The sequence below is a fragment of the Psychroserpens sp. Hel_I_66 genome, assembly GCF_000799465.1.
GTDB lineage: Bacteria > Bacteroidota > Bacteroidia > Flavobacteriales > Flavobacteriaceae > Psychroserpens.
Genome location: NZ_JUGU01000001.1, coordinates 1,722,020 through 1,747,687 on the forward strand (window position 1 = coordinate 1,722,020; position 25,668 = coordinate 1,747,687).

At 30.4% G+C, this 25,668-nt stretch carries 22 protein-coding genes and 1 tRNA gene; 6 read left to right on the forward strand and 17 right to left on the reverse strand.

The window, feature by feature from the left end; translation table 11 throughout:
- Positions 1-19: 19 nt before the first annotated feature.
- Positions 20-580: a YqgE/AlgH family protein gene (locus GQ40_RS07820; protein WP_047547270.1), complete on the forward strand. Its 561-nt coding sequence runs from the start codon at positions 20-22 to the stop codon at positions 578-580.
- Here GQ40_RS07820 and GQ40_RS07825 read toward each other — a convergent pair.
- A complete protein-coding gene (locus tag GQ40_RS07825; protein ID WP_047547272.1) occupies positions 577-1,422 on the reverse strand; it encodes an aminotransferase class IV in 846 nt (281 codons plus the stop codon). The two genes, GQ40_RS07820 and GQ40_RS07825, sit on opposite strands and share 4 nt — an antisense overlap.
- A 57-nt stretch (positions 1,423-1,479) precedes the next feature.
- Complete coding sequence (locus GQ40_RS07830; protein WP_047547274.1) at positions 1,480-1,872, reverse strand: START-like domain-containing protein; 393 nt, start codon at positions 1,870-1,872, stop codon at positions 1,480-1,482.
- Positions 1,873-2,000: 128 nt separating this feature from the next.
- Between GQ40_RS07830 and GQ40_RS07835 the strand changes: the two genes are divergently transcribed.
- The 4 genes from GQ40_RS07835 (at position 2,001) to GQ40_RS07850 (ending at position 4,695) form a co-directional block, all read left to right on the forward strand.
- Positions 2,001-2,074: transfer RNA gene (locus tag GQ40_RS07835), tRNA-Met, on the forward strand.
- Positions 2,075-2,127: 53 nt separating this feature from the next.
- Positions 2,128-3,510, forward strand: a complete 1,383-nt coding sequence (locus GQ40_RS07840; protein WP_052184190.1) for a tyrosine-type recombinase/integrase — start codon at positions 2,128-2,130, stop codon at positions 3,508-3,510.
- Positions 3,503-4,177, forward strand: a complete 675-nt coding sequence (locus GQ40_RS07845; RefSeq protein WP_047547275.1) for a hypothetical protein — start codon at positions 3,503-3,505, stop codon at positions 4,175-4,177. The genes GQ40_RS07840 and GQ40_RS07845 overlap by 8 nt, the downstream gene beginning before the upstream one ends.
- Positions 4,178-4,263: 86 nt before the next feature.
- A complete protein-coding gene (locus GQ40_RS07850) occupies positions 4,264-4,695 on the forward strand; it encodes a hypothetical protein (protein ID WP_047547277.1) in 432 nt (143 codons plus the stop codon).
- A gap of 352 nt (positions 4,696-5,047) precedes the next feature.
- On the opposite strand, the gene GQ40_RS07855 is transcribed toward GQ40_RS07850, so the two are convergent.
- The 5 genes from GQ40_RS07855 to GQ40_RS07875 all read right to left on the reverse strand — a co-directional run bounded on the left by GQ40_RS07855 (position 5,048) and on the right by GQ40_RS07875 (position 11,194).
- The gene (locus GQ40_RS07855; RefSeq protein WP_156115540.1) at positions 5,048-5,575 is read right to left on the reverse strand and encodes a condensin complex protein MksE; all 528 of its coding nucleotides are present in this window, start codon (positions 5,573-5,575) and stop codon (positions 5,048-5,050) included.
- Complete coding sequence (locus tag GQ40_RS07860) at positions 5,562-6,770, reverse strand: hypothetical protein (RefSeq protein WP_047547280.1); 1,209 nt, start codon at positions 6,768-6,770, stop codon at positions 5,562-5,564. Before GQ40_RS07860 ends, GQ40_RS07855 begins: the two co-directional genes overlap by 14 nt.
- Entirely contained in the window at positions 6,763-7,557 is a 795-nt protein-coding gene (locus tag GQ40_RS07865) for a hypothetical protein (RefSeq protein WP_047547283.1), read from the reverse strand. The genes GQ40_RS07860 and GQ40_RS07865 overlap by 8 nt, the downstream gene beginning before the upstream one ends.
- Positions 7,557-10,217 carry an ATP-binding protein gene (locus tag GQ40_RS07870; protein ID WP_047547285.1) on the reverse strand — a complete coding sequence of 887 codons (2,661 nt, stop codon included), beginning with the start codon at positions 10,215-10,217 and terminating at the stop codon, positions 7,557-7,559. The genes GQ40_RS07865 and GQ40_RS07870 overlap by 1 nt, the downstream gene beginning before the upstream one ends.
- Before the next feature lie 308 nt (positions 10,218-10,525).
- Complete coding sequence (locus GQ40_RS07875; RefSeq protein WP_156115541.1) at positions 10,526-11,194, reverse strand: hypothetical protein; 669 nt, start codon at positions 11,192-11,194, stop codon at positions 10,526-10,528.
- 662 nt (positions 11,195-11,856) lie between these two features.
- Between GQ40_RS07875 and GQ40_RS17925 the strand changes: the two genes are divergently transcribed.
- The gene (locus GQ40_RS17925) at positions 11,857-12,144 is read left to right on the forward strand and encodes a LytTR family transcriptional regulator DNA-binding domain-containing protein (RefSeq protein WP_410523953.1); all 288 of its coding nucleotides are present in this window, start codon (positions 11,857-11,859) and stop codon (positions 12,142-12,144) included.
- Between the two features lie 23 nt (positions 12,145-12,167).
- Here GQ40_RS17925 and GQ40_RS07880 read toward each other — a convergent pair whose 3' ends face one another.
- From GQ40_RS07880 to GQ40_RS07925, 10 genes are all read right to left on the reverse strand, one after another.
- On the reverse strand, positions 12,168-15,380 hold the full coding sequence (locus GQ40_RS07880) for a type I restriction endonuclease subunit R (RefSeq protein ID WP_047547289.1): 3,213 nt from the start codon (positions 15,378-15,380) through the stop codon (positions 12,168-12,170).
- Positions 15,377-17,821: a DUF262 domain-containing protein gene (locus tag GQ40_RS07885; protein WP_047547291.1), complete on the reverse strand. Its 2,445-nt coding sequence runs from the start codon at positions 17,819-17,821 to the stop codon at positions 15,377-15,379. Before GQ40_RS07885 ends, GQ40_RS07880 begins: the two co-directional genes overlap by 4 nt.
- Positions 17,814-19,757, reverse strand: a complete 1,944-nt coding sequence (locus GQ40_RS07890) for a DUF262 domain-containing protein (RefSeq protein ID WP_047547294.1) — start codon at positions 19,755-19,757, stop codon at positions 17,814-17,816. The genes GQ40_RS07885 and GQ40_RS07890 overlap by 8 nt, the downstream gene beginning before the upstream one ends.
- A 13-nt stretch (positions 19,758-19,770) precedes the next feature.
- A complete protein-coding gene (locus GQ40_RS07895) occupies positions 19,771-21,036 on the reverse strand; it encodes a restriction endonuclease subunit S (RefSeq protein ID WP_047547296.1) in 1,266 nt (421 codons plus the stop codon).
- Positions 21,033-22,649 carry a class I SAM-dependent DNA methyltransferase gene (locus tag GQ40_RS07900; RefSeq protein ID WP_047547298.1) on the reverse strand — a complete coding sequence of 539 codons (1,617 nt, stop codon included), beginning with the start codon at positions 22,647-22,649 and terminating at the stop codon, positions 21,033-21,035. Before GQ40_RS07900 ends, GQ40_RS07895 begins: the two co-directional genes overlap by 4 nt.
- 111 nt (positions 22,650-22,760) lie before the next feature.
- The gene (locus GQ40_RS07905) at positions 22,761-23,180 is read right to left on the reverse strand and encodes a hypothetical protein (RefSeq protein WP_047547300.1); all 420 of its coding nucleotides are present in this window, start codon (positions 23,178-23,180) and stop codon (positions 22,761-22,763) included.
- Complete coding sequence (locus GQ40_RS07910; RefSeq protein WP_047547302.1) at positions 23,173-23,577, reverse strand: hypothetical protein; 405 nt, start codon at positions 23,575-23,577, stop codon at positions 23,173-23,175. The genes GQ40_RS07905 and GQ40_RS07910 overlap by 8 nt, the downstream gene beginning before the upstream one ends.
- Positions 23,578-23,727: 150 nt before the next feature.
- Positions 23,728-24,102, reverse strand: coding sequence for a hypothetical protein (locus GQ40_RS17715; RefSeq protein WP_197052658.1), 375 nt, complete (start codon positions 24,100-24,102; stop codon positions 23,728-23,730).
- Entirely contained in the window at positions 24,099-24,599 is a 501-nt protein-coding gene (locus tag GQ40_RS07920; protein ID WP_047547305.1) for a thermonuclease family protein, read from the reverse strand. Before GQ40_RS07920 ends, GQ40_RS17715 begins: the two co-directional genes overlap by 4 nt.
- A gap of 8 nt (positions 24,600-24,607) precedes the next feature.
- Positions 24,608-25,525: a hypothetical protein gene (locus tag GQ40_RS07925; protein ID WP_047547307.1), complete on the reverse strand. Its 918-nt coding sequence runs from the start codon at positions 25,523-25,525 to the stop codon at positions 24,608-24,610.
- Positions 25,526-25,668 lie beyond the last annotated feature (143 nt).

The window sequence follows — 25,668 nt, forward strand, 5'->3', positions numbered from 1 at the left end:
GTTAGATAATTATATATGCATGATCATAGAAAAGCCAAAAAAAGGTCACCTTTTAATTGCCGAACCATCTATCATCGGCGATTTATCATTCAATAGATCTGTTATACTTTTGGCAGATTACAATGATGAGGGTTCTATTGGCTTCATCTTAAATAAGCCCTTAGAATATAAACTCAACGATTTAGTACCACAAACCGAAGCTACTTTTAATGTTCATAATGGTGGCCCAGTTGAGCAGGACAATTTATATTTTATTCATAAAGTACCTCATCTCATACCAGACAGTATAGAAATCTCACACGGTGTTTTTTGGGGAGGTAATTTTGAAATTGTACTGGAGTTATTAGACGATAATAAATTAACATCGTCAGACATTAGGTTTTTTCTCGGTTATTCTGGCTGGGAAGCCAACCAATTGGAAAAGGAACTCAAATCTAATGCATGGATAATTTCAGAAAATATTTACCAAAATGAGCTTATTGAAAAATGCTGCGGTTCATTCTGGAAAGAAAAAATGCTAGAACTTGGTGGTGATTATTCACTTTGGTCCAATGCTCCAGAAAACCCTAGCTATAACTAGCCTAACCTTATCTTTGTATTTAAGCGCTTCAAAATATCTTCGGAAATTTTAGTTACATATTCCTTTTTACGATATTTTAGAATAGGCTGAATACCCACAATAACATTGGTCACAAACAACTCGTCTGATTTTTGAAGTTCAAAAGGAGAGATTGATGATTCATCAAGCACGTAATCACCTGAATTTAATACCACATCAATAATCTGTTTTCTCATAATACCCTTTAAACATCCATCCTCTAAAGGCGGAGTCTTTATATTTTCTCCAGAGATGAGAAATAAATTACCATTTAATGCCTCAATGACTTTTTTATCCGTATTGAGTAAAAGGCAATTTTCCAGCTCGTTTTCTTCTGCATAAATACTTCCTAGTACATTGATTGCCTTATTGTTAGTTTTTAAGGTTGATAACAATCCTGGTGAGACAAAATAGTCTTTAAATAAATCTACAGTGTAGCTAGATGCATTTGATAATGCATAAAAATCTTGTTTTAAAATCTCCGCATTGATACTGTAGTTAATATTTTTTTTCTTCGGAAGATATTTACCTCCTTCTCCTCTATCTACATTAATTCTAACTCTTGCAGTTGCCTTTGATAATTGGTTAGCCTTAACGGTTTTTAAAATTTCAGATTCTAGATATTCCATTGTGAAATTCATTGGGATTTCCATACGCATGATTCTCATGGAAGCCATTAACCTAAAATAGTGGTCTTCCCAAAACAAAATCTTACCGTGAACGACTTTAAGAGTCTCAAAGAGGGCGTCACCGTATTTATAACCTCTGTTTTCCGAAGAAATAAAATTTAAATTTTCAATTAGATTACCGTTAAAATTTATCATAAAAAAAGTCTCGATTTTTAGTCGAGACAAATATAAAATTAATATTACGTAGAGGTTCTATGCAGAACCTAAAACTTGTTTTAAATCTGAAATTTGATTATCCCAAAGCATTTTAGCTTCTTCAACCTCATCTTCATCTGTAAAATCTGTTACTATTATAGAAACGTCCTTAGTGATCTCATCTACCTGGATCCTAATTTCAAAAAAGTACGAATTACCTTCTTCATCGTCACTCATCCATCTAAATTTGATGCGTTCTCCACTTTTTTTGCTTACTAACTTTGCTTTTTCTTCGCTACCATCCCAAATAAAGGTAAAAAATTCTCCTCTAGAATTTACGTTATCTGCAAACCATTCTGATAATCCAGATGGCGTTGATATATATTGATATAAAAGTTGAGGGGAGGCGTGAATTACGAATTCCATCTCAATTTTAACTTTGTCTTCCATAGATATAATATTATGTGGTCAATATATACATTAATTGTTGAGTTTAAAACTAAAAATCAAAAAAAATAATTTGCACATTTTATGTTTGCTCACATAAATATTGTTTTTATATTTGCACCCTCATAAATGGCGAGGTAGCTCAGTCGGTTAGAGCGTCGGATTCATAACCCGGAGGTCACGAGTTCAATTCTCGTTCTCGCTACAGTCTTAATCGGTTTCAAACAAAAGGTTTAGTTCACTCTAAACCTTTTTTTTATGATTACATTAAATGACTTTATTACCTTTGAACACGATTTGGAACACGATTCAGAACACGATTTGGCACACAAAAAAGATTTTTCCGTACCTAAGATATATAGCGCCAATGGCGATCTATCTAAGAGATGGTACGTGCGTTTCTCTTTTAGGAATCCAGATACTGGCAAACTTGAAAGACAAAACAACATTTATGGCAATGCCAATAACTATACAAATAAGGAAGATAGGTTGGCATTGTTATCCCGCTACCGTAGAAGACTTTTAAAACTACTTAAGGCAGGTTACAACCCGAACATAGATAATACCGAGTTTCATAAATCTCAGTTGCTTAAAACCGATCTAAAAAATTCTTTGGCTGAAAAAAACGAAAAGTCATTTGTACCGCAAATTGAATATCCAAAAGCCACATCTAAACTCAAGCCTTCTGAAACTATCTCTAAAACCGAATTAAAAGAAGATACACCAGATGATTTAGGGATGCCAATTAGAGAAGCTCTTGATTTTAGTTTAAAAATCAAGGAAAAACAAATTGGTGCTCGATCACATAAAGATTATGAATACACCAGTAACGCTTTGGTTAAATGGCTCGAAGAAAACAGACCCAAAATCAAATCTATTGAGCAGATCAATAAAAAAGCTGCACTGGATTTTCTAAACTCCGTATTGTTGAGATCTAGTTCTAGAAACAGAAATAATATCAGACTTCACTTGAGTAGCCTTTTTCAAACACTAGAGGATAATGAGATAATTAGTTCCAATCCCATTAAAAAGATTCCTGCATTGCGAAGTATTCCCAAACGTAATAAATCCTATACCACCGAAGAACACAAAAAGATCTTTGATTATTTAAAAGGCGAAGACCCTATACTTCTACTCTATATTAAATTTATCAGTTATAATTTATTGAGACCGGTGGAAGTTTGCAGATTGAGGGTAAGGGATGTTAATGTAAAGGACAAAACACTGCAATTTAAAGCTAAGAATAGTCCGTTAAAGACTAAACTAATTCCGCAGATCATATTAGAAGAATTACCCGATTTAAGTAAATTAAATCCAGATGCTTTTCTATTCACTCCTATAAAAATTGGCGGTGAATGGGATACTGCGGATGTAAATAAGAGTAATTATTTCTCTAAGCGTTTTAAGAATGTTGTAAAGGATCATTTTAATCTAGATAAAGACCAAACCCTTTATAGTTTTAGACATACATTCATTACGATTTTATACCAATCTCTTGTCAAAAACTCATCTCCTCATGCAGCTAAAAGTGAGTTGATGGGGATTACTGGACATTCTACCATGGATGCTCTAGAAAAGTATTTGAGAGATATTGATGCTGTTTTACCAAAGGACTATTCTAAACATTTGAATAATGATTGATACTACGGATATTCTAAACGCCAACATCATCCAGAAATATTTATTTTATATACCTAGCTCTGTACATTCAAAAGTTGAAAATTCAGTACTAAAAGGTTTTATACCCAAAGAGGGCTATGATGATATTGTATATTACAAGGAAAAAGGAAATGCGATTTCAAATGATCTGGAAAGCATAATTATACCTGAAATCCTTACCAAAGAAAGAATTTTGAAAAAGAACTTGGTGCTCTTATTGGATACCAAATCAAAAATTAGTCCTTCGGTATTTGACATGATCTTGGAAGATTACATAAAATACATCAACGGTCACCAATACATTACCACTTGGATGCATGAAAATATTAGATCTGTTTTCCCAGATGTAAACGATATAATTATAAATGCTTTTAAAATTCAGGCAGATTATTTCACTCAACACTGCTTAAAAGTGAAACATCAATTTCGAATTGAGAAACGAGAATCAAAGATTAGTGATACTGAAATTTTCAAAACTTTAAAATCTCAGTTTTCAAGACCTAACGCGACACCGAATCCTATCGTTTTTGGGAAACATAAGGAATCAAAAAAAGAAAAGACTACTCCTACTAAGAAGAGAAAAATATCTTTCACTGATGAAGAGATTGATGATTTTTTGTTAGAGACTGTATTTAATGTTAAGCTGTAATTTTTGAGTACAATTGTAATCAATAATTCTAAAATTTCAGAAAAATTTACTAATTTAGCGTCAAACAAACGTTTATTATACGCTAAATGAAAGATTCTGAATTTTATATCTGTAAGTACTGTTATCAAGAATTTACCCCAAAAAGACGACGAGTACAGAAGTTTTGCAGCAATACTTGTCGTTCTAAAGCTCATCATGCGAGGAAGACAAAAAAAGTTTCAGGCATAACCAAATCCGAAAAACTTTCAGTTCCCGATAATATACCTGCTCCTAAAAAAGAGGGTATGTCCATGGCTGGTGTTGGAAATGCTGCTACTGGAACTCTAGCTGCACAAGCCTTAACAAAATTATTCACAAAAGAATCCAACAAACCTGCCACTAAAGGTGATCTAATTCAACTAGTGGAAAAATTGAATGGTAGATATCATTTAATAACTAATATGAATCCAAATTTTAAAGGTGAATATCCTTATTTTGATTTAGTGGATGGTATTTTGATTTATATTAAGACTATGTAGCCTTTATTCAGGACGGGTCAGCATTGTGTACAACGGTCTTATATATAGCTCTTAGCGTGCAAATTAGAAAATATTTTCGGATTAATCACGAGCCCAATTTTTTAATTTTTCTTATTATCTTTTCTCAATAAGCCAAATTAAAAAATTTGGCGGACTAGCAAATATGCCCAATCTTCGATTCAGTAACTAATAGCTATGAGTTATATACAGCTTTGTTGTAAGTAGTGCTTTTTAAGTTCTGCTTGGTTTTCTGATGTTTGTTATTTAGTTCTGAATTGAGCGTTGGCAAGACATACTCTTTTGCAATTTTGGGCTTGTGTTTTGGCTGAAGTGAATTGCAAATGTGTATGGCTTATGCTTTGGCATTATTCGGTTCTGATTTTAACAATTCACGTGCAAAATCAATAAAAAATTTATATGCTTTTGTAAATGAATAGTTGTCATCTGAATGTTTAACAGCTATGTTCCTTTTTACCATTGTAGAACCAACTAACCTTTTTATACTATCTGCATCATTTAACTGCTTATTTGATTTTACAATATCACTCCAAGAACTGTTTTTGATGTAGTCGATTATTTCCTCAATGTGAAAGTCCGAAAACCCTAATTCATCCATAAAATTCTTTCCGTCTTTGTCTAGTTCATAGCAAAAGATTGAGAAGAATATGCTTATATCACGAGAAGTATTTTCATTTGTTTCTTCTGAAATTAGATAATAAAACTCTTGCGTGTTCTTTAATTCAAAACCAAATGACTTATCAAAAAATTCTACATAGAAATCTTGATTCTCCTTTACGATATCAAAATAAGATTCGTCAATGGTTATAAATCTTCCATCCATTAAAGATGTAACTATTTGTTTGTGTTTATTCGGATACATTTTCTTTTTTAGTGATTTTTAGTTTTGGCATTATTAGCTCTCCTTGTTCTGTTTTAAAAGAAATATTTCGGTTCTCTTTGTCTCGCTGTACTTCATAATCTTCTTCAAATATTAAACTGGTAACCATAAAATAATTGTCAAAATCAAAATTCTTGTTTTCATTTTCAAATGCTGTTTTACACCAACTAAAAAAGTCATTTACTGGAAGTTTTGAATTTAGTTGAGATTTGTATTCACTTTTGTTGAAAATCCATTGTTCTACAATATCAGTTTCCTCTTCAATAAATACATCTTCTTCATTTTTAAATTGGTCAAAATACTCTTTTGTGTTTTCGTAAATAAACGGATTGTAGAGATTATCTCTTTTTGTATTAAAAAGCTCTGGTGGTTTAATTTCTTTGTAGCAATTTCCGTTTGTTAAGTATAAGTGAAAACCTTGTAAATACTCACTCTCTGTTCTAATTCTATCAATAAGTGGTAAAAGTTCATTTGTTAATATATTAGATTGTTTAGAGACATCCTTCTCTATTTGCCTCAACAAATTGTAAAGTTTTTCGAACTGTCTTCTTATACTTTCGTCTGTGTAATCAAAACGTTTGTTATTTGAAAATTGAGAGATACTCAACAGTTCATTATATATTGATTGAGAATGGTTAACATCTAAAATATTATTTAATGGAATAATATAATTATCAATTAAATATCTCGCTTTTTGGACTTTCTCTTGATATTCTATTTTTCGAGTATTTGCTTTTAGTTCTCTACTTTCATTTAAAAGGCTTATTGTATTATTTGTCACTGCATTCTTAAACTGATTTATTTCCTTGGAAATAGCTTCTATCCTAGCCAAAAGAAGGTTTTTATCGTTACTTTCTTTTTTGATTTCAAGAAATAATGTTCTTATAGATTGACCGAATTTTTCAATCTCTTCTGGAAGTAAAGGTTTGAATTGTTGAAGAACAAATTCAAATAAGACAAAATATGGTTCATTAATTACATAATCGTCATTTTGTTCAACAAGTAATTTGTGTTCAAAAAGTTGGTTTTCAATATCACTTCCAAATTCTTTAAGTGCATCAGAAACTTGACTTTTTAAGATAATTTCATTCTTAACTTGTATGTCAAAAAGTTGCCTTAGCAAGTCAAAATGAGTTGCCAAAAATTGTAATATGGTTTTTGGTTCTGACTTAAACATTAATTAAAATTTCTTGTTCTAAAAATCTATTTGTTCGAGCAACTTGTTCTCTAATTTGAATAACGAATGAATCTTTTGAGTTTTTTACTGGAATGCTCATTTTTGCTTTGTTCCCTTTTAATGACGCAGAATGTTTGTCAAAAAGTTCATTGTAATTGGATGGTAAATACAATTTAGCATTAGTAAAAACCTCTTTTATTCGTAAATATTCATCAAGTCCATTAAAGTCAAAATCCACAAAAACCAAAACTTCCTTTGCTCTAATTTTTGAAATGGATTCTTTTCCGATTCTACCATATTTATGTAGGTACAAATATTTGTTACCTAAGAGTTTTTCTGCATTTAAGAAAGTTTCTAAATTTTCTACAAAACAGATGTTATCAGCAATAATTGAATTAGGAATTACAGAAAATAAACCAAAATCAAGAGTTTGTTTTTTAATATCTACAAGTTGATTGTTTATTTGAATTGAATTAAAACCTCTTAGCAAGAATATTGGGCTATTATCAATTTTTGTTGCTTTTGAGTTTCTATATTTTTTAATATTCCCAGATTTGCTTTTACTAACATTTAATTCTGGAAAAGATGTTTTAAAAAATTTTTCAAATTCATTTTCTTTACAAACTGTAATTTTGAAACCTCTTCCAAGTTTTAATGATTCTAAAATTTCTGCACGAAGCAAGTTTTGAAAAGTATCAGATTTTAAAACGCTTTTAGGAATTGCTGATTTAGAAACCGATTTGCTTTCAAGTAAAAGTTTATATGTTTTGAAGTCCACTTCTTTCATTACGCTTCAATCGGTTTTCTTAATATAACATTTCCATTCTTTTCACTAACTACGATTTTACCTTTGTTTCTCCTGACTAGATAGTATTTATCAAAACCATCATAAGGATGAAGTGGTGCAGCTGAAATTGGTATAAAATTATGTTCTTTGCAGAAGTTCAAAATTTCAATTCTGTTTGCTTCGTCAATCGTTCCTATTTCATCAACAAACAGGACAATTTTGTTTTCGTCATCTTTTACAACTATTTGATTAATAATAGACATAATTAGAACCAATCGAATCATTTTATCCGTTCCATCAGATTCAATTTGATTTTTCAGGTCAACAACTTTGTGCTGTCCTTTTTTATGTAGATGAAGTTTGATATCAAATAAATCATTAAATGTAATTGTGGTTTGATTATCTAAATATTTATTAAGTGTGTTTAGATTTTCTGACTGGTCATCAAAAATTAGTTCGGACGTTAAATCTCTAATTTGAATGATTTTATTTAAGTCTTTTATGAGTTTCTCGTTTTCTACAATTTCAATTTTTAATGTATCGATATCAGAGATTTTTATTTTCTTAATTTTTGAATTGAATTGATTTGTAATAAATGAGTTAAATTCTTCAAATCTCGAATAAATTGTACGACAAGGATTTGCAAATTGGGTTGATATATTTTTAAGCAAACCATCAATTGCCTTTTGTTTATCTTCTAATGTTACTAATTCAGAACTAACGTGTTTTATAAAATCAGTTTCACTTGCAAAAGATGTTTCTGTTTTGAGCTTTAAGCGTTCAAATAAACTATCTTTTTTGAGTTTGATTTCTCTTCTTTCTTCAAAGTTTCTTTTAAGATTTTTGTAGATATTGTCAAGTGAATCTGTTGATTGATATTCAATAGGTTTAATTCCAAGTTGCTCAAGTTCTACTTTCCAAGTTTGGATTTCTTTGATTCGATTTTCTTTTGTAGTAATTTCTCTATCGTCTTGCCTTATAGACTCATCTAGCTTTCTTATTTCTTCCTCAAGAAGTTTAATATCACTTGTAGATTTCTCTTGTTGTTCTAGTAGCTTACTGAATTCAGCTTTTAATATTTCTAGTTCCTTCTCTAAAGTTGGTAGTTTGTTTAGCTTCTCAATATTATCGGATACATTTTTGATTTTTTTCTTTATTTCTTCTAAATCTTTTTGATGCTTTTCTAAATCTTTAGCAATTGGTAGTAACTTTTCATTGTAAATCTTTTCTTTCTCAAATTCCCTTACTTGTTTTTTTAAATCTTCAATTGAATAAATTGATTTCCCTTTCAAGTCATTAGGTAATTCTATTGCTCCATCAAAAAGTTTCATCAAGTTCTCTATATGATTGATTTTTGAAGAAATATTTTCTGATGGCAGACTGGTTATCTCTGTTGACAGAATTCTATTTAGTAATTCTTTGTTCTCTTGATTATCTGAAATCTGATGAATCAATTGATTTGAATAGCTCTCAACTTGTTTTGTGAGTTTATCGATTTGAGATTTGAATTTTTCAATTTTGCTCTCAATGTCTTTACTGCTTAGATTTTGATGCTCTATTTGAGTTATTTGACTTTCTATTGTTTTTCTTTCAGTATCCAAATTTTCAAGAGATTGTTCCAAAAATTGCAAACTCTCAAACGACTTAACTTCTTTTATCAGTTCATCTTTTTTGTCAATATCTTTCTGTTTCTGCTCCAATTGGGTTTTTATTTTACCCAATTCTTGGTTCAATCTGTCTTTTTTTGGATTTAGGGTTTCATTTAAATAAGTTCGGTTTTTATCTCTTTCTGTTTTCATTTTAGAAACAGAAGTTCCCAACTCAGAATAAAGTGAAGAATATTGTTGGTCAAATGCAAAAATTAATTCAGACAAAATTCCACTTCTTCCTTTGTATTGATTTACCAATTCCTTGAAATCAGTAAAGCTTCGTTGTATGCTTTTGATTACTTTTATATCTCGATTATGCTTTAATAAAGTTTGAATGTCTTTTTGATTTTTCTTTGAAAAAGAAACACTCTCATTTTCTTTGTTATCTGCTATAATTAAAGATTCTTTAAGGGAATCGTTGTTGATTAATTTTGAGTTTATTAAGTACTTGTAGATTTTAGAAAAATTATTGCTAATTCCACGTCCATCTTGATTTACGTTTTGATTTAGCCAAACAACTCCGTTGTTTCTTTTTCCTTTTTGGTATACAAAATTAAAAACCTCTGAACGCTTAGAGAATTTTTTGTACTCAATAGCATTTGTAGTAAATTCAGATAATAATGAGTCAAATTTTCTTATTTTTTGACCGCTATTTGTTTCTGTAAAATAGAGCTCCTCTTTGTATTCACTGTCAATTTTGTAGTAATCTAGATTGCCTTCGGCATTTTTCTTGACTAAAATAGAGTAGTAGCGATTTTTGAAAATTTCAAAGATTATAAAACTAGAATTTATTGAAGGGAAATAATGGTTAAAAGTAGTTTTGTCTCCTGTTCGATTTCCGCTAAAAGTCATTTCTCTTCCATCAATTATAAATAGAAAGTTTAGAGCGTAAATCAGCGTACTTTTTCCGATGTTGTTTGGTCCTACAATTTGAAGAGAATTACAATTGTCAAGTTCTATATCCGCTTTTGAGTAGATGTCAGAGTTTAATATTATTAATCGTTTAAGCATTCAATTTTTTTGTCAATTTAAGTCATTATTATCAATTTCCTACAAAGTTGAGCGTTGTCAAGAAACAGCTGTTTTGGTTTTTTTAGTGTTGCCCTTTGTATCGGCAAAAAAAACAAATGTGCTGTTTATGCGTTTGGCTTTTTTAGTTCAAATGTTGATGCTAAACACGATTTTCGCATTATTTACAACGTTTATGTATAAGATTAGTTGCGTGTTTTAAGCACCTAATTTAGCAAATACAAACCGAATAGAAAATCCGCGAGGATTTTCGAAAGTAGGCTTGCACTAGCAATTAATTTTATACGGTGTTACCTGCTGGCTTTTATTGTTTTCAATTCGTATTTATTCATTCCGCAATGTGAATTCAAAACTTTAAATTCTTCATCGCCACGTTTTGTCAAATATTTAATAAACTTCTTTTCGTAATCATTCCAAGTTCCGCCAATTGATGTTTCTCGGCAAGTCTTGACTAAACTAAATATATGTCTTCGTGATTGCACAATCATTCCACCTGGTTTTGCTCCGATATTAAGTGCTTTAACACGATTAACAAATTCCTTTTGAGCTAATTGGTATTCAGCCAGATTTTCTTTAGAGGTCATTTTAATCAACTCAAATGTCTTTAGAGCATTAAGTTCGCTATGATAAGTAGCAATAAAAAGAGTAAAATGTTCGTAATAATTAGGTTCAGAATTTTTCGGATAGTCCTTGTTAGAGTAAGCTTCTATTTTCTGTAATCCGACGTTATGAAAAATTTGAGTGTGTACTGGCTTTTCTAAATCAGCAATGTCAAAAGTGTGTTTTCTTAAATTCTCTTTTAATACGTCTTTTGCAAAAAGTTCAGCAGAAATTGAGTAATCAGTATCTAATTCTGATTCTGTGTTTAGTTCAGCTTGGGTTTCGGTATTTGGTTCAGAATTCTGTTCCGTTTTTTGATTTTCCGATTTTTCCTTGCAAGAGCAAAAAATCAAAATCATTATTGTCAGTATGTAGTTTCGGATTCTCATTTTCAGCTTGCAGGTAACAATTAGATATAGAAAATTACCTATATCCCTATTATATGAGTCATAAACTATTTGTTTATGATTTCATTTTATTCAGCATACAAGAAACTGAAAATAAACGAAATATCATATACGTAGTTCTACGTAATTATTTATTATAAAAAAAAATGTAAAGTGCCTTTTCCCCGATGAGGGTAATTTTTATTTTTCTACTGGAAGTTTTCAAATATGATTGGAGTGATTTTTTGCCCATTAAAATTTGTATGCTGATAATTCTAAAAAAGCCTTGAAGAAGCTAATGAAAATGATTACAATTTACTTGTTATAGACTTTGAAATGCCAGTATACAATGCTTTTGAGTTAGCAAAAAAATAGCAAATAATAAAAAAATTATTTTTCTAACTTCCACATCAAATAACGAACAAAAAGTAATAAATAGTTTAGATATTTCTGGATATTTAAGCAAACCTTTTGACATTAAGGAGTTTGAAAATATTCTGAAACATAAGATTATAGGCAAAATAAAAACTACTAAGTCAAAAAAAACAAATCATCAAATTACATTACATATAGGAGTAAATAAAGATGTAAGATTTTCACCTGAACAAACCTTTTATATAAATACATCTAGAAATATTAATGGAGAACAACCAGATAAAAACCATGTATATATTTATGGAAGAAATGATAAAATTCTTTTTAAGAATGTTTATATAACCATAACCAAATTATCTAAATTATCTAAATTATTATCGACTGATAATTTTGAGAAAATTAACCAAAGTACGATTATCAATTTATCCCATTTAAAAGAAAGAGACAACACCATTATAAGCTTATATGATAGTAAAGAAACATTTGAAGTAACAGCTAAAGAAAAAATAGGTTTTGTTGGTAAATTGAGGGCTAAGTTTAGAATCTAGATATTTAAAAATCATATCCATTATTAACTAGCCTTTTGATTATAAACACTCCTACTATTGCCATAATAGTTAGAATAAATATGTTGGTAAACATTAGCTGTTTTAACACCTACCTCTTCATCTGTATAAAAGTCTTGTGGTAAATACAATAAGTTATCATAAATTGCACTTTTAACCTGTGCTTTTATTTGCCTACTTTCTCTCCAATTTTCAATTTTAAGCTTTTCAGATTTTAAAGTTTCTAACGTTTTTGCAGCTACTTTTTTAACTTCTTTTAATTCTTTAATTGAAAGTTCTTTGCCTTCCTTCAGTAAATCGAAAATAGCCAATGTTTCTTGATCTTTTAAATTTTCTCTAACTACACGTTGTTCTTCAACTGATAAATCCTCAATGAATTTTGTAAGATTTCCGAAAGTTTCAATAGTATCTTCTAAACTTTTTCCTTTGTTGTACTCATCAATTATTTCTTTGTAACGCTCATAAAAGGCAATACGTAATGGATTTTCTTTAAGCATTTGTTCTAAGCGCTGCTCAATGGCTTCTTGTAAATTAAATACCAAGGTGTTTTTACGAGGTGTTTTTGCGAAAGCAGCTCTTAGCTTATCGAAATCTAAAGATGATAAATCCACATAAACTTCTTTATGAGGTTCATTGACTAAAATTTGATCTTGAATAACAACACTGTCACTCACTATAGCTTGCAAGTCCATAATGATTTGAGTAACATCTGCTGATTTCACATTTTGATTTAATGCAGTATAAATAGCCTCAATTGCATTGTAATCTCTCTCGTGTTTCTTTAATTTATCATTAGGAAACAACGCTTTGTATTTTCTAAAAACAACTCGAGCCATGGCTTCAAAAGTGGTTCTTGTGGTTTCATTTAAACACACACAATCTGTAGCCTCTTTTATTTTTGCAATTTTAGACATTGGTTTGGCATCCTTTAAGTCTTGAAGGGAAAACTTCAATTCTATTAAATACGCTTTTACATCTTTAATAGCTTGCTTTAATTCTATTTCTACATCTTCTAAAGGTTCAACAGGTTTTCCAAGTTTTCCTTTTCCACCAGACTTCCCGCCTTCACCATAAATAGAATAGGCATGTTCTAATTGTTTATAAACATTACCATAATCTATAATTAAACCGTTTTCTTTTTCATCATCATAGACACGATTGGCTCTTGCAATGGTTTGCATTAGCGTGTGTCCTTTTATAGGTTTATCTAGATATACTGTTGAAACGCAAGGTGCATCAAAACCAGTAATCCACATGGCACAAACTATGGCTAATCGAAACGGATTGTCTTCATCTTTAAACTCTTTCTCTAAGTTTCTTTCCACCATTTTTCTGCGATGCACCTCAATATCTAAATCCATTTTACGGAACTTATCTACTTCATTTTGCTCACTACTCACGACCACACAAATTTCGGTTTCTTTTATTTTGTTGTATTTGCGTTTAAGTTCTTGTTCTTCTTGTTGGTCTTCTGCATTTTTAATGCGCTCTTCTAATTCTTTTAAATATTCTGGCCAATAGCTTTGAATCAATTCGTACATTCTAACTGCTGTTGGCTTATCTAAAGCCACATACATCGCCTTACCTTGATACCCTCTTTCGTTAAAATGCCAAACCAAATCTTTGGCAATAGCTTCTAAACGCGGTTGTGCTGTAAGTATAGGATAGTTTCTACTAAATAAATATTCAAGTTTTTTCTTTTGGTCATCATCAAGGTCTTCGTTTTCAAAGACCTCAGCCATTTGGTCGTCTAATTCTGGATTAGTGATATCTAACTTTTCGCCACGATTTAAATAACGTAATGGTAAGGTGGCTTCATCTTCTATGGCACGTTTAAAGTCATATACCGACACATATTCACCAAAGATATTTTTGGTTAGCTCTTCCTCTTCCTTTATAATTGGTGTTCCTGTAAACCCTAAATAAGATGCATTTGGCAAACCATGAAAACGCATATTTCTTGCATAAGTACCAGATTGGGTTCGGTGTGCTTCGTCACTAATGACGATGACGTTTTTACGTTCTGTGATTAAGGGATATTCACTTTCTAGTTTTGGATCTATTGAAAATTTATGAATGAGTGTAAACACATATCTGTGATTTTCAGAGAGCAGTTCTCGTAAATGCTCCCGACCAGTCATGCCTTTCTTTTTACCTGCTATTACATTTTTATCGTTTACGACGCCAACTCCAGAAAACGTATCGTACAATTGGTTTTCTAATTCGGTTCTGTCAACAGCAATTAAAAAGGTGTACGAACCCCCTAATTTTCTATGAATTTTCTCGCATAAAAACACCATAGAATATGATTTACCAGAACCTTGTGTATGCCAAAACACTCCTAATTTCCCCTCTAAATCCTCAATATTATCGACATTCTCTATGACTTTATTTACACCAATATATTGGTGGTTTTTAGCCATAAGTTTTACAACGTCACCTTCCGAATCATCAAATAATAAAAAGTTTTCAAAAATATCCATTAAACGATGCTTGTCGCAAGTCCCACGAAGCATGGTATCTAAACTTACTTCACCTTCTTCGTGTTCTTCAATACGTTTCCAGTCTAAAAAGTATTTATATTTACTTGTTATGGTTCCTACTTTGGCATCTAAGCCATTACTTAAAATGACGAATCCATTATTATGGAACACATGCGGAATTGCGTCTTTATAATCTTTTAAATTGTCATTATAGGCATGACGCAAATCTTGATGATGCGCTTTCAACTCAAAAAACACTAACGGAATCCCATTTACAAAACCAACCACATCTGGTCTTCTGGAATATAACTCTCCTATAACTTCTAATTGTCTTACAGCTAAAAAGTGATTGTCTTGGTAGTTATTAAAATTAAAAACTTTGAGTTTAGTTTTTACCAACTCGCCTTTATCATTGGTATAACTTACAGGAACACCATTTTTAAGCAAGTTGCTTTTTTCTTTATTTATACTCCCTAAGGTTTGGTCTGCTACATTTTGAGTGATTCTATCTACAGCTTGCTGATAGGCTAATTCTGGATGATGTGGATTTAGTTTTTTAAGCGCTTGTAATACATAGCGTGATAAGATGACTTCACTTTTATATTCTCTACCTAATAAACCATCTGCTCCAAAAGATTCTTTTTTCCAAGCAGAAAGGACTGTCCAACCCAATTCCTCGAGAACCTCTTGCGTTGCGTTTTCTATTAAACCGTCTTCTGAATATTCGTAACTCATAGTTTATCTATCTTATAAAAAACACTTTTCTTCCTCGTTTTATTAAATATCTTCTTATCTAATTTAGATATAAATTTATTGACGTCTTTGTCCGTAATAACATTAGAATAATTGTATTTTCCAACGAAAAACATATTAGTTTCCGTATCCATTTCTACAAAATCAAACTTATCAATAAAACCTATTTTTGTTTTTGAAAAACCAACATTTAAATATCCAAAATTATCTAATATGATATTCAAAGTGAAGTCTTTATCTTTTTTTTCTAATATAATTCTAAAACCATAATAATAATTAGTTCCATTACAATCTTGATCTGTTTCAAAATCGTAATCTTTTATTAAACGACTAATTATTTCATTCCTTTTAATATCAATCATTACCCAATCGTACCAACTTCTAGGTCTGTGCACATAGAAGTGATGATCCCACCATTTAAAATTTACTGCTTTATGCTCTGGGTCTTGCAACCAACTGTGAAAACGACCATTATGGTAAATATTTTTATGTGCATTTTTCGCTCTTAAAATAGCTTGCTCTTCTTCATTCCAACTTTCTATTTTAGAATCTGAACTGACTAATTCCTTAAAATATCCTTGAAGCTTTTCAATTGAATCATAATTACAAAAAGCATTAATTACTTTACCAACCCATTCTTTTTTTCTGAGTAGAAATTGCCAATTAAAATGTGAGTCTTCAAAATTAAATGACTCTAAAGTTGACCAATTCTGTATTTTATATAACAAAGAGCGCATTATTAAATGCTCCTTAAAAACATCATTATTCGAACCTTTATCATTAAAGAGAATCTTTGCTATTTTGAATTTAGATTTGAACTCTGAAATTTGAATATTCTCGTTTAATAAAAAACCAATATTACCCATAAACATTGCATGACTTTCAGCTTCAATAATTTCCTGTTCCCAATTATCATCAGACAAGATTAGTTTCGACTTTAACCTTTCCTCCTCTAATTGTTCTTTAAGCGTGGAGTCTTCAATAATTTTTAAAACTTCATCTTCGATTAAAAATTGGTATATATTATTTGACCCAATTGAAAGCCGATTAATTAGTCTCATGGCATTAATCATGTTAGGAATAGTTCTAATATCAGGATCTATTATAATATTCCAAACCACACGAATCCAATTTTTGAATTTATCAATTTCAAATTTATTTTTTTCTAGGTATATGGTTATACCATAAAATAATATACGTTGTCGTTGATTTATTTCATTACTAAACAAACTCCAATTACTATCTTTATCCCAAGAAGGATATATTAAGCTTTCAATATTGTAATAGTTTTTAGAAAGTGAATCTAAAACTACTTCTGAATTTTTAATAACACTTTGTTGATTGAAAATTGATTGATGCAAATCAAAATTTTCATAAGACATTGAAGACTCGTCTCCATCTTTACCATAAAACTTGGTGAAGAATGGTAATTTCTGAATATTTTCATTTGACTCATTACTACCAACCAATGAAGAATTTAATAGATATCTATTCCAAAACCTAGTAAAATATGGATCTACAATAGCCTTGCTTTCATCCCTGTTTTCATCTTCTTGATTTTCTATATCTTGTATACATAAATCCCAGAACATATTTGTCCAATCTGTATCTAATTTAGTTGCATAGACCAAGTAATATGGCATTACTTGCTCAAGATGTTTAACTTTTTCTTGAAAAACAGAACTATTAGGGTTTTTTTCATCCTTAAGCCAATTAATTAAATCTGCTTTAAAATTTTCAAAATCTGTTAATTGCTTTCCTCTTGCATTCATTTTTATATATAACTCATCTGAAAGTTCAAAACCATCTAATGGAAGTATATAAAAAGTTAAATTAGAAAGGTTAGAATATAAGTTTTTAGCGCTAGATTTATATTTCTCATGAATATCATCTAGCATGACCAACATCGATTTTACCGTTGGGTCTTTTTCTAGAATTTCAAAAAACCAAGCAGAGTTCTTTATTTCTTTACTAGGTAACTCTTTAAAACTTAGATTTATTTCACATAATTTATCACAAAAGTCTCTTGCTGATGCTCTTGTAGCATAAGTAAAATTTGCCAGTTTATTTTTAAGTTTTTCTTTATCTTCTGCAACTAGTTCTTTATTACCAATGTACCAATACAACAAAAACAAAGTAGTTAGGCGTTGTTGTCCATCTAATGGTATAAAATAATCCTTAGCATCCAATTGTTTTATAGAGCCATATATAAAATCCAATTCAAGAATCTTATCATTTTTTAAAGCTTCAAAAATTGAATTTAAAAAACGTTTACGTATTACACTTGCGCCTTCTCGTCCATGAGCATAGTCGCGTTGAATCATTGGTATTTGAATACCATCAAAAGTATACTCTTTATCTTCTTCTAAAGTTTTTATAACGATAGTTTCAGATAATAAGTTTAATAAATTATACTTATTCATTTGTCTCTTTTTTCTCAGGTTTTAATGGTAAGAATTCTTTTAATGTATCCTCAATTACTTCTCTATAATTAGTAACATCTTCTGAAGTCCATTTTGTTCTTGAAGTCCCTTTTGTGTCAAAATACTTTAAAAATAAATTCTTTGTACAAATTGGAATAAATACACCTAACTTATCCTTTTCTATTATTATTCTTCTTTTTGTAGGAAAGAGTGCATTACCATAACCTCTATTAGTTCCAGCGTCTAACAGCGTAAGATTACCAATATTATTTTTTATTTCTTCTCCATTTTCAGACTCACCTGCTAATTCAATTATTTTACTTTGAAGCACATCAAATTCACCACTTGTCTTTGGGTTTTTAATATATGTATTTACTTGTTTTAATAATTGTTCATCCTCAATTTTAATATCTATAATAGCAGTTTTAAGCCATTCAACTCTTGTTTTGTCATTTTTTAAACCGTTGGTATTAAACGAATCTATATGTTCAACATCCCAACTTGTCTTTTTGCCTTTTTCATCTATAATTTCCTTAAATGCTTTAAACGGAAACTTAGTGAGTACAACCTTAGATTTACTTTGCTGAATGATATATTGTAAATTAAAGAGTAATAATACTTCTCTAATTGATTTTTTGTTTTTAATACTAAACGATAAATCTAAAAAGGGTGCTCCGTCTTTAATTGATTTCCATTTAAGATGTTCAAATTGCTTTTTAATTCTCTTTTTTAATGATACTTCAATACCATCTTTTGTTTGAATAAATGGAATTGCATCAAGTTTTCCTTTATTAATTTCCAATTCTCCAAAATCTTTTTCTGTATATAGTTTAATATTCGCAATAGCCTCACCAGATGCTATTAAAAACCCAATGTAATGATACAATACAGGATTATTATACCATTCTTGAAACGTTAAAAAATAATCCTTTACAATTTTCCATGTGTCACTTAAAATCTCAAAACTCTTAACGTTATCTAATTTTAAATAAAAAAGTCTAAAAGTAGCATATCTATCTGTACCTATTTCTTTTATTATTTCTGGATTTTGTTTTTTTTCTAGTTCACAAACAAGATCAAAAATAAACTCTATTCTAGCTGGTATTTTGTTTTCATCCTTATTTAAAAACCACCAAAAATCATCATCTTGAAGCGTGTTTTCTATTCTATCCCAATCGTTAGCAATTTCTAATTGTTTTAATTTTGCTATTTCATTTTCACTATTCTCTTTGTTTTTACCATAAAAACGTTCTTGCAAAAACAAAGCTTTAATAAGTTCTGAATTTGTTAATGAAATTTTACCAAGATTAATACGAATAAAAGTGTCGATGGCATTTTCATTTTCATTAATTTGATACCATATAACTTGTACTACTCCATTAGAGTTTGTTTCGTCTTTATAGTTATGCACTAAAGTTTTAATAATAGCTTCTCTTACTGAACGCGGTTGATCTTTTCGCTCAAACCATTTTCTTAAATACTCATATGCTTTTGAAATATGGTAATAATCAATATTTTCTTTATTTCCTTCTGGAATTTCATCTAAAAAACTTGCTATTTTTTCTCTTGTTTGATACTCTATAGTGTACAAACCTTTTCCGTAATTTTCTTTTAAATCTTTACCGTTTAAAAGCTCTCTTATTAAATACAAGAATAAAATACGAATTGTTGTTAAACGCTGTTGTCCATCTACAACTTCCCATTTTTCATTTGTTTCATTATCAGTCGCACTACCAACTACTTGTTTTACAACAATCGGTTGTAAACAATAGAACTCTCCATCAGCTTTATTTCTTTTTACTGAAAAAGAATATATATCATCTAACAAATCTTCTACTTGTTGTTTATTCCAACGATAACCTCTTTGATATGATGGAATTAAGAAGTTTCGCTCTAATATATCGCTTATTGAAAGTAAAGATATCTCGTTATTCATTTTTTAAACTTTATTAATATTTCTCATTCTCCTCCGCAACCATCCCCAAAGCCTCACCAGAATCCAAACCATCAACATCTATCATCCCAGACATTAAACGTGGTAACAAAATATCGCGTGCTTCTTTTAAGTGTTGGTTTTGGTTTTGAAGGTTTAGAATCAATTCAAAAATTGAATCAACATATTTATGAAATTTTTGTTGCAAATCTTTTTCAGGTAAATTCATTTTTATTTGCCCAAAACTTTTAAATGATATTGCTGGCATAGTTGCAGAAACAGAAACACCCATTAAATAATCTCTAATTTCTTTTCTATTTAGAAATGAGTAAACATATTTTGCAAAAACTTGATTCGTATTAATAATATTTATTTTAAAAAAATTATTAGCAATTGCTCCTTCAAAATTAGTTACAACTTGTGGCGCACCATATCTGACCATAAATAGGTCTTTTCTATTAACTATCTGGCTTTCTCGCGGGCGTTGTATAAATCTCTTTTCCTGACCACTTTGCGTAACATCAACTATTCTAATAAATCTAACTCTTTCGTTATTGTTATCTGGTAGTTGATCATCAATAGCTACTTGAACTCCTTGATTGAATTTCAAGACTTCATTTAACTTTACCTTCTCCCAATCAACAGGCAACCCACTAACCTCATCAAACGCCACAGTTTCATAACCAGGAAATTTAAAACGTACAAACCACTCTTCATAGGTTTGTTGTGCTTTTTCTTCTAATAATTTTATGCGCTTGAGGTTGTTTTCTATTAAATCATCATAAGCCGATAAAATGGATGCTATTTTGCGTTGGGTTTCTTTCGATTTTGGAACACTAATCTTTATATTAGAAAAAGACGATTTTGACACATTCTCTCTACCAGAAGCTGTTCCTGAATCAAATGTTTTTAATTGAAAAAGATTTAATTTTAAAAGATAAAATATGAAATCTTCATCATAATTTTCATTTGGAATTATAGCATTCATTGCCTGATTAATAAATAAATCAGTATGTGATTTAATCATTTTTTTTCCAATACTACCAATGGTTACAACGCATGTTGCATTTTTGGGAATAAGACTTTTTTTGTATTTATGAAATCCTTTTTCAGAATAACATTCTTCTGGTTCACGACAGTATTTCTCTCCAATATTTATATCTGTAGGTTTAATAAAAAGCGTGTGTTTTCCATATAATTCTGGTTGTTTTCTTGGTGGTGTATTACCAGTAACAACTTGTCCTAAGTCTTTTATTTTAACCTCTTTCCAACCTTCCATCATAATTTAACCGATTGAATTTGCTCCATTAAACTATTGGCTTCGGTATTGAGTTGTGCTAATTCGGTATGTATTTCGGTCATTCTACCTTTGTAGTCAAAATCCATGTCTATATCAATCTTCACACCAACGTAACGTCCTGGTGTAAGGCTGTAGTCTTGTTCTTCAATTTCTTCTAGTGTGGCTATTTTGCATAAGCCTTCTATGTCTTGGTAGTTGTTTTCTGGGAAGTGTTGGTTTAGCCAAGAATTCCCTTTTGGCAAGCTGGCACTTCGACTTCGCTCAGTGTCCACATTTAGGTTGACATTGTTACTCCTAAACGAATTCATTATTGCTGTTAAACCTTCTAGATGTTCATCACTAAAGTCGTTAATGGTTGTGCTTACTTTTCTATATACATTACGAGCATCAATCATTAAGACTTTGTCTTTGTTTACTGCTTTTTTTCCTTTGTTAAAAAACCAAACGTGACATGGTAAACTACGTGTGTAAAAAAAGTTGTTGCTTATGGCTACAATACATTCTACGTCGCCAGTTTCTATGAGTTTTTGTCTTATTAGTTTTTCGGCATTTCCTGCATCTGTTGCAGAACTTGCCATAACAAAACCTGCGCGTCCTGTTTTGTTTAAATAACTATGAAAATACTGCATCCATAAATAGTTACCATTGCTTATGGTGCCTTTTCCTGTTAATGGTGGACCAAAGGGTAATCTGTCGTCATCTGCTAGAAACTTATTCTTGGCATCAATTTTATCCACATTAAATGGTGGATTTGCCATGACGAAATTGCACTTGCCTGCTAAGTTATGAGGATTGGTGTAAAAACTATTGCTTTCTATAATTTTACCTTCTATACCATGAATGGCAAGGTTCATTTTTGCCAAACGTGTGTTGTTGCTTTTTAGCTCTGTACCATAAACGGTTATGGCTTCGTTAACGCTTTTGTTTTCGTGGTCTTTTATAAAATGTGCTGTTTGCACAAACATACCACCAGAACCACAAGCTGGATCGTGTACGATACCATGATTGGGTTGTATAAAATTCACAATTAGGTTTACTAAAGATGGAGGTGTAAAGAACTCGCCTCCTTCTTGTGCACCTGCCCCTTGCATTGAGAATTTCATTAAGAAAAACTCGTAAATACGTCCAAACACATCACCTTTGGCGTTTTTTACAGCGTCTTTGTTAAAGACACGCACGAGATCTCGAAGTAGTTTATCATCAAACTCTTGGTAGCTTTTTGGTAGAATACCTTCTAAGTCTGGATACTCGGCTTCAATAAGCTTCATTGCATTGTTTATGGCTTCGGCTATGTTTTCGCCTTCTGGTAAATTAGCTAAGTAATCGTATTTTGCTTTTTCAGGAAGCATTATGGCTCCTGCTGCTGTGTAATCTTCTTTTCGTGCTTCGCGTTTTTCTTTGGTGCGTGGATTTATAGGTAGGTTATTTTGCACTTCAATTTTAGCATCTTCGTATCTATTTTGGGCAAAACGCAGTAATACTAAACCTAAAAGTGGATCTTTGTATTCGGCAGCTGTTAATTTTGAATTAGCTCTAAGATCGTCTGCTGCATCCCAAAGTTCGGTTTCTAATTGTTTTATGTTTTGTTGGGTCATTTATGGCATTTTAAACTAATAAAGGACTCACTAAAGTCCCTATTTACTTTTTAATTATTTGACTTTAAATATACAAAAAGCCATGACTTGGACTAAATTATATAAGGCTATCTAGTCAAATATATTATCGTACCACTCACTTACATCCTCTCGGATCTCGTTATGGTATTTATATATAGTTAATGCTAACTCAAAATCTGCTCTTTTAGACTTGTAAGCGTTGACCGTGAAATACCCATAAAAATTTCCATCTTTATCCACAACTATAGGAGGATCATTAGAATATGAATTCCAAGGAGAGAAGGTATTATATTTACTGCCATATGTACCGTATTCATTCCAAATAGACTTTGTATTATAACTACTCCCATAAGTTCCGTATTCGTTCCAAATTGAATTGCTATCATAACTATTACAATTCAAACATCCCAGATAGACATCATGATTACTACCACCATAAAGATGCATCGTTTGACCTGATGCTATTATTGATATTAAAAATGTAAAAAGAAAAAAGATATTTTTATTCATCTGTCCAAGTGCTTTTAATTTTAAATTTTATCATTGTTGAAAAATCTTCAGGAATAAAACGAATATTGTTATTTTTAATATCATAAATCATAATGTATTTATTTCCAACATCACTAACAATTTTAAAGAGATATTGATTATTCCCATCATCTTCATCATGTTCTTGTGATTTAATCAAATATCCTGAAGTAGTTGAAGAAGTTGTATGCTTTACGAGGGTAAAGTCATTATTAAATTCAAAGAAAGTTAATGATTCAGGGTCTTCGCTTTCAAATTTCCAATCGTCACTTGATTTGTCCCAACTAAAATCTAATCTAGAGTTGGTAGAAACATGAAACTGTCCAAACAAAACCGTAGTAAAAAAACAAAATAACGCAAAAAGTATACTTTTTTTCATCTCAATATATTTTGAAAATACTGATTGTTATTTATCAATCAATAGATAACTTAACTAAAACAACAGAAATTATTTAAGTAAATTATTATACTATCAAAATTAAAGCATTACAAAATATTATTATTGGGGAAAACCGTAATTTCTCAGAATTTAATGCTGGTAACAACGCCCATTCACATTAGTAGTATTACGCTTACAACGTTTACCTGATTTGGTTTTGCCAGTACATTGCGTTGCTATCGCTCTCTTTTTAGTTGTTTTATTTTCCGCTTTTGGTGTTATGGCATTAGATGCTGTATTAGAACTTGCTTTTGTGTTTTCTTTTGTTGGTTTACAAACACTACATGCGGAATAACCAAGCACTTTTGCTTTGTCAATAGTAGTTTCTTTTTTAGAATATTTGAGGTATCTACATGTTTCCTTATGATACTTCTCGCCAGTTTTGGATGTATAAACTGTTTGTGACAAAACATTTGAGGAAAAGGCAAACGATAGAATAAATAATAAAAGTCTTAACTGTTTCATTGTTTTGCTCTTTTCTTTTTATTACTTCTCCATTCCCATGGCGCTATTGAATTTGGATCTTGCCAAAGTCCTACTTTATCTTTTCTTGCTTTGTCTTCCAATATCTGTAAAGTAGAATCATTTGAATATTTAACAAAGTGCCATGCAAAACCATTTTTCAATAACTCTTTACTTAGATTTTTTTTATCATCATAAATAACGTTTGCAATAAATCGTCCGTAACGATCTTTATTTAATACTAAAATCTCAACATTTTTACCAAAAATAGCATCTGACGTAAATTGTTTGGCGCGCTTAGAAAAAGGTTGCTTACGCTCTGGACAATCTATATTGGCTAAGCGAACTCTAATTAATGTTGAATCTTTTTTTAAAAGTTTGAATGTGTCTCCATCTGTAATAGCTGTAATTTTGCCTGTTATAACTTCTTTTTGTAAATTAACTATACCTATAAATAGTACAGTAGATATAATCAAAAATAGTCCTAAGATTGTTTTCATTTTTTTGGTTAGTAATTAGATATATAATAAGAACTTGAATATTCACCAAATAAACTTTCTGTACCAGCAAAATTTCTAACATTTGAAGCATTAACAGAAGCGGCTATCTTATAAATACCACTTTTTAATTTAATAGTTGCCTTTCCATAAGGTTGAATACTTATTTTTTTTACGTCAGTACCACTATAACGCAAAGTCAATGTGTATTTGGTATCATTTTTTATACCAACAACTGATTGATTATTATTTCTCTCACCAGACAATTGAGAAGCAGGGATTTCACCATATTCACCACTAAAAATTTCTGCAACCTCGAGCATAATTATTGTTTCCTCAATTTCATTTCGTTTAGGGTGATTAGGATAATCTTCTAAAAACGTTTTCCATTGACTAGAGGATTCACTTTCTATTGCAGAAGCATAGGATTCTTGTTTTTTCTTCTCTTTTAACTCTGCAATTTTATTTGTTGCTAACGCTGAATGTTCTCTTAGTTTATTTTGATTTATATAATCTTCTAATTGACCAATATTATCTGCATTTTTAATTAATTCATTTACCTTATTACTTGCTGCAATAGTTATTTCTGCGTTTGTGTTATTCTCTAACAAAATTAAGACTTCTTGAATACTTTTGGCTTCTATTATTTTTATAAAAATGAGATTTACTCTAGCATTTTCCAGAAGGTTTTGAGCCTCCAAAACCTCAGAATAGGTTGCGTAACTATCAATCAAATTTTCAAGATTTATTATCGCGTTTTCATAATCTTTTTTTTCATAAAAAAATCTTGAAAGACTTAACAATTGCTTTACGGAATCGTGCTCTCTTTTCTGAAGTTCTTCAATACTAAATTCAGATAATTTACTGTCATTTTTACAACTAGTAAGAAAACACAGTACGACTATTATACTAATAAATATTAAACGCATTTGTACTAGTTATTTGGTTATACAATTCGCTTGTAAGCACTATTAAAATAGAACAGATTACCAACCATATAATTGATTGTATTAAAATGCTATCCTGTTTTATTGAAAAATTTAAAATTAGTTTACTTAAACTGTAGGATGTA